Source organism: Photobacterium lucens (assembly GCF_009873615.1).
Taxonomy (GTDB): domain Bacteria; phylum Pseudomonadota; class Gammaproteobacteria; order Enterobacterales; family Vibrionaceae; genus Photobacterium; species Photobacterium lucens.
Genome location: NZ_SSMG01000255.1, coordinates 1 through 5,913 on the forward strand (window position 1 = coordinate 1; position 5,913 = coordinate 5,913).

General features: G+C 40.2%; 6 protein-coding genes. 1 reads left to right on the top strand and 5 read right to left on the bottom strand.

The features are described from left to right. Positions 1 to 141: 141 nt before the first annotated feature. From brnQ (E5A76_RS11015) to yjjG, 4 genes are all read right to left on the bottom strand, one after another. Positions 142 to 1,476 (bottom strand): branched-chain amino acid transport system II carrier protein, encoded by a 1,335-nt coding sequence (brnQ, locus tag E5A76_RS11015; RefSeq protein WP_053988838.1) that lies wholly within the window; start codon positions 1,474 to 1,476, stop codon positions 142 to 144. Between the two features lie 161 nt (positions 1,477 to 1,637). Then, positions 1,638 to 1,778 (bottom strand): hypothetical protein, encoded by a 141-nt coding sequence (locus E5A76_RS11020; protein WP_155395148.1) that lies wholly within the window; start codon positions 1,776 to 1,778, stop codon positions 1,638 to 1,640. Between the two features lie 256 nt (positions 1,779 to 2,034). Then, positions 2,035 to 3,318 carry a branched-chain amino acid transport system II carrier protein gene (gene brnQ / locus E5A76_RS11025; protein ID WP_392397321.1) on the bottom strand — a complete coding sequence of 428 codons (1,284 nt, stop codon included), beginning with the start codon at positions 3,316 to 3,318 and terminating at the stop codon, positions 2,035 to 2,037. Between the two features lie 395 nt (positions 3,319 to 3,713). Next, the gene (gene yjjG / locus E5A76_RS11030; RefSeq protein WP_161118961.1) at positions 3,714 to 4,385 is read right to left on the bottom strand and encodes a pyrimidine 5'-nucleotidase; all 672 of its coding nucleotides are present in this window, start codon (positions 4,383 to 4,385) and stop codon (positions 3,714 to 3,716) included. Positions 4,386 to 4,649: 264 nt separating this feature from the next. On the opposite strand from yjjG, the gene E5A76_RS11035 reads away from it, so the two are divergent. Then, complete coding sequence (locus tag E5A76_RS11035) at positions 4,650 to 4,898, top strand: GlsB/YeaQ/YmgE family stress response membrane protein (protein WP_053988841.1); 249 nt, start codon at positions 4,650 to 4,652, stop codon at positions 4,896 to 4,898. 71 nt (positions 4,899 to 4,969) lie between these two features. On the opposite strand, the gene E5A76_RS11040 is transcribed toward E5A76_RS11035, so the two are convergent. Beyond that, on the bottom strand, positions 4,970 to 5,872 hold the full coding sequence (locus E5A76_RS11040; protein WP_155489151.1) for a chemotaxis protein: 903 nt from the start codon (positions 5,870 to 5,872) through the stop codon (positions 4,970 to 4,972). Positions 5,873 to 5,913 lie beyond the last annotated feature (41 nt).

Consider the following 5,913-nt stretch of genomic DNA (forward strand, 5'->3'; position numbering starts at 1 on the left):
TGCATTTTAACTCTCGACTATATTTGGACATAAAAGACCCCCAATAATTGGTGTCCAACTATTGGGGGTCACTTCATACAGAGGCTTTTTACTTTCGAGAAAACAAAAGCAGCGATAGCCCCAACTATCGCTGCTTTTTTATTACTCGTTGTTCGCTGTTTTTAAGCGGTAATCGACACGACCGAATTTATTCTCAGCCACTGCTGTGCGTCCAATAGCCGCTGTTGCAATCAGCATGAATAGAGAAGGTAATAACCAACTCGCATGGGCACTGTATAGCGGTAGTGCGTCAGCGAAGAAAGTACCTAATTCTTTTGGCATTTTGCCTAAGATATTAATCGCATCAATAGTGCCGAAAGCCGTAGCTGTCACTAATACTGCAGTATGCGTTAAGCGAGATACTGTCAGTGTAGAGGCTGCTAATGATGCTAATACTAGCGCAATCGCAACAGGGCAAAGCACTAAGATAGCAGGCAGGCTTACTTTTAGAATGTCGTTTAGACCAAAGTTTGCAATGATACAAGTCAGTACCACAATGATGGTCGCGGTTAAGCCAAAAGAAGCTTTAAACGTATCTTGGTAGTATTCAGCACAAGCGTTCGTTAGACCAACTGTTGTCGTTAAACATGCCATTAAGATAATTGCTGCCAGTAACCATTGACCATAGTGACCAAATTCACCAGCCACGTAACGGGTTAAGATAACGCTACCATTTACGCCATGCTCTGCAATAGATGAAGAGGTTGCACCTACGTAGCCCATCACAATGTAGCAAGCAGCCATTAATGCAGCATAAATCAAGGCCACTTTAATAGAAGCAGAAGCAATGCCTTGTTGAGTGGTAACACCTTTAGCTTTAATTGCATGGATGATCACCCAACCAAAACCAACTGCCGCAATCGCATCCATTGTCATGTAGCCTTGGATCAAGCCACTAGTCACAGCACTTGTTTGGTAATCACCATATGGAGTGGCTGGCACACCTAACGGATTTAGAAAAGCAGATAAACCAAGACCACATAATAGAAGGATCAATGCAGGTGTCATGATCTTACCGATATAAGTCACAAGGTTACCCGGTTTAAAAGCAAGGAATAATGTGAGTGCTGAAAAGATCACTGAAAACGCAACAAGGTGATCGCTTTTGAAAAATGGCTGAATTCCCATTTCATAAGCCACTGTTACAGCACGTGGCATACCAAAAGCCGGGCCAATTGCAGTAAACAGAAGCACCCAAAACGTTGTACCTAACCATTTAGGCAGTGCTTTAGTAAGGTTATTAGTATTACCAATACGACCTAACACGATAATAGTAAAAGCCGGTAGACCAACTGCTGTGATCAGAAAGCCACCCATGGCAGAAGCAAGTGAAGTACCTGCGTCTAACCCCATTGCTGGTGGAAAAATTAAGTTACCAGCGCCCAAAAAGAGGGCGAATGTCGTGAGACCTAGTACGAAGATGTCTTGTGTTTTCAAATTGGATACCTGCATTTTTGAAGTTATAGACAAACATCGGCGTATTGCGCAATGAGCTACACATCCATGATTAAAATTGTATTCCGCAGGTTTGCTGATAGAAGATAGTTGACTTGATAGTATCCTCCGCCAGCTCGGCTGACGGAAGTTTAACCGCCAGCCTAGCGAATAATCACTAGGATAATAGCGGTAATAATTCGTGCTGTTTGTTGTAACACAGCAGCAGAAGTTTCGCCCCAACTGGTTAGCTGGTTCGATGCTAAGTATTTTCTTGTTTTATGTTCTAGCTTTGCTGAATACATAACTTAACAACTTCTGGTATGTGACGAAATTAACGCTTACAACATATAAAGAAAACGTAGTGTTGTAAATGATTTTTTTATGGTATGCGTTTTTTTACTAGCAATAGTAGATGAATTGACTGTTAATAATCAAAATATTAGCAGCTAATGAAATATAAATCGGTTTTTTATAAATACTTTAACTTAGGGATGAATTGAAGGCTTCAAGGGGAAAAGGCTGAAGTTAGGGAAGAGAACATAACTTCAGCCGTTGGTATTATTGGGCTACAACATCACTACGACGTTGAGTCGTATGGATCACTTTACTGATCACAACCGTTACTAACACAGGCAGTAACCATGAGGCATGAGCATGGAAAAGAGGCAACCATGTATTGAGCTCTTTTAGGGTTGATGCTGGTATCTTGCCTAGAATATTCAACGCATCAATGGTGCCAAATAGGGTTGCGATAATCACAATAATGGTTTGGCTCATAGACAGTTTACGTGTTTCATTACTCACTGTTTTCGGCATGAAAATAATAGCAATGATCAGTGATACAGCGATTGGGCATAAGATCAAAATAGCAGGTAAACTGACTTCGATAATGGTTTCTAAGCCCACATTAGAGATCAGTGCTGTTAGCGTCATGATCACCGTTGCACTAATGGTAAATGGTACACGGTAAGTATTTTTGTAGTATTCGCCGTTTGCGTTAGTTAAACCAATCGTGGTGGTTAAACATGCCATTAAAGTGATGGTTGCTAAGAGTATTTGACCAAAGGTACCAAATTCGCCAGCAGCGTAGCGCGTTAAAATTTCACCACCATTGGTAGAGTTTGGCGCGATAGACGATGATGTTGCACCAAGGTAACCCATCGCGAGGTAACATAGCGACATCAATACTGCATAAATACCTGCTACACGCAGGGTGTAGTAAGAAATGGCTTTATCACACTTAACGCCTGTACTGCGGATCGTTTGGATGATCACCCAACCAAATGCCACAGCAGCAATAGCATCGAGCGTCATGTAGCCTTGGATCATACCGTTTACGGTTGGTGCTGCTTTATAAACAGCGTTAGCATCAGTGGGTGAGCCTAATGGATTAACAAGTGCAGCGATAACTAATAAAGCCAGCATCGCGATCAGGGCTGGTGTCATTACTTTACCGATGTAATTAACGAGTTTCCCCGGCTTTAGTGCCAATACTAACGTCAGTAAACAAAACAGAATGGAGAACACCATTAAGCCGTCGCCGTGGTAGAAAGGCTTAATGCCCATTTCATAAGCGACAGTTACAGCGCGTGGTAAAACAAAGGCAGGACCAAGGGTTGTTAATACTAAGAACCAGAAAGTACGATCCATCCAGTTCGGTAGCGAAGCTGTAAGTTTGTTGGCTGAAGATAGGCGACCAAGAACAATCAAGGTTAAAGCGGGTAGACCAACAGCAGTTAATAGAAAGCCACCAATTGCAATCAGCCAGTTTTCACCAGCTTGCTGCGCCATCATAGGTGGAAAGATCAGATTACCTGCCCCTAAAAACAAGGCAAAGGTCATAAATCCAATCGCGGCTAGTTCTCTTCTCTTCAAATGGCATACCTTCTCAATGAAAGTCAGTGTGCTGGAAGATAAAAGAGGTGAGATAGTATCCGCCAGCAGTAACTGACGAATAAACTTAAACGTCAGCGTTTAGTTGACGACGACGACAGAGACAAGCACAGATGTATTCATAACAAATACAGCAGAAGATACTGTTAAATTGTTTTGGCTAATTGAATACATAATATATGCGCCTGATGAAATAATTGACCTAAAACTAAATCTATTTAAGTGGATTGTAAAGCTATAATCGGTATTTATTTGTACTTCATTTTTCATGAACAGTGTATTTATCACCATAATGCAGGATAAAATAGTGATAAATACAATTTATAAATTACAACCTGTTGATATTATTCAAGGATTTTTTCAAGCTCAGCCAAGGTAGCAACTTGGTAGTTTGGGGTAATATTTTCTGGTTGAGGTTGGTTTTGATGGTTAAACCAACAAGTATCAAAGCCTGCATTAATACCACCAAGAATATCGGATTGCGGATTATCGCCAACCATCAATACACGGGAAGGGGCTGGATTGCCCATTTTTCCAAGGCTGTAATCGAAAATACGGCGATCAGGCTTAGCGACACCTACTTGCTCAGAAATAACAAGCAGATCAAAGTAGTCAGCAACCCCTGTTCTTTCCAAACGAATGCGTTGTAGTGCAGTAAATCCATTGGTAATGATGCCTAATTTAGCTCTGCCTTTTAATGAATTTAATAAAGACTTTGCGCCCGGTAAGGCTTGGCAGATATCTGCCATAGCATTCATAAAATCATCATTAAGTTGTTGCTCTGTGGTGTTGAGTTTAGTAGACCACGAACGAAAACGGGTTTGTTGTAATTCTGTCGCGGTAATTTCCCCATTTTGATACTGAACCCATAATGGACGATTAACTTTTTCGTACTCAATAAAATCCGTTTCAGTGAAGCGAATACCATGACGAGAAAACATGAGCTCAAGCCCTTTGAATGCATCAAAAGAAAACAAAGTTTCGTCTGCATCAAAGAGAATCCAATCGTATTTCATTTTTGCACTTACCTCGGCATGTTATTTTATCTGAAAATCATCAACAAGCGCGCATCTTACACTAAGAATTAGCTATATGTTTATATAATTATCAATAAATCGGGAATGTTTTACGTGCAAAAGATACTGTAATTGAATGCTTAATAAGCAATTGAACAATATTTTTATAAATATACCTTATTAGCTTTGAACCTTACCAAATAAGATCAGTCTACAATTAACAAATATGCGTTTTTACTATATTGAGTTTATATAGGAGTTCCTATGGGTATTTTTTCTTGGATCATTCTTGGTTTGATCGCAGGCGCATTGGCTAAGTTTCTTATGCCAGGTAAAGACGGCGGTGGCTGGATCGTAACAATGGCACTAGGTATTGGTGGTGCATTTGTTGGTGGTTATGTAGGTAAGTTTATTGGTTTAGGTCATGCGACAGGTGTCAATATCGGTAGTATTGTGACTGCAACCTTAGGTGCTTTCATCATTCTATTTATTTATAACCGCTTTATTCGTTAAGTTATAAGCTAAATAGTGAGTAAGAAGCGAGAAAGGGTCAAATATAATGACACTTTCTCGCTTTTGTTTATCTAACTGACTAAGGCTTTATGCTGCTCTGCGCCTCGAAGCATTGCGTGAATCAGTTCATTGGCTTCAAATTTCGTTAATGCTTCTTGTGCCCCAACTTGGTGTGCTTGAGACACACTGATTTCGCTTGATAGTGATGTGTGAAGTATAATGTAGGTCGACACGAGTAAGTCGCTATTTTTCACATTAAAGGCTAATTCATAGCCATCTAACCCCGGCATCTCAATATCACTGACTAAAATATGGAACGGTTCATTGGCTTGAGCTGCACTTTGCATCATATTAAAAGCGTCTTGTCCGTTTGTTGCCACAAAATAGGGCACGCTGATACTTTCCAATGCTTGAGTTAACTGTTTTCTGGCTACAGCTGAATCATCGACTAATAAGATTTTAAGTGGACGTAAGGTTTCTCTTTCAATATCTGTTAACGAAGGTAATAACGTAGAAGGATCATCTGGAAATATTTTAGAGAGGAGTAATTCGACGTCTAATAACTGAATTAGCTTATTGTCTTCACGCATAACACCCGTCACGAAAATATCACTGCCTAAATGTTGTGGCGGCGCTTCAATATTTTGCCAATTACATTCGGTGATTCGATCAATTCCTCGGACTAAAAAACCGACAAGCTTACGACGACAGTCGGTAATAATAATAAAACAGCGCTGGCGTTCTTCTTGACTGATCGCAGGATAGCCAATGGCTTTTGCCATATCAATAACAGGTACGGTATCCCCGCGTAGTGTGGTAGTCCCTAAAACGGTAGGATGAGATTTTGGTATAACACTCAAATTGGTGTAAGGCACGATTTCTCTGACTTTAAGGGTCCCGATGGCAAAGCTTTGCAGAGCTGATAATTTAAATAACAACATCCCTTGTGATGTATTAGTCGTATTTTTTATCATACCTAGTCCATTAAATTGATATTTTATATTAATTTACTATC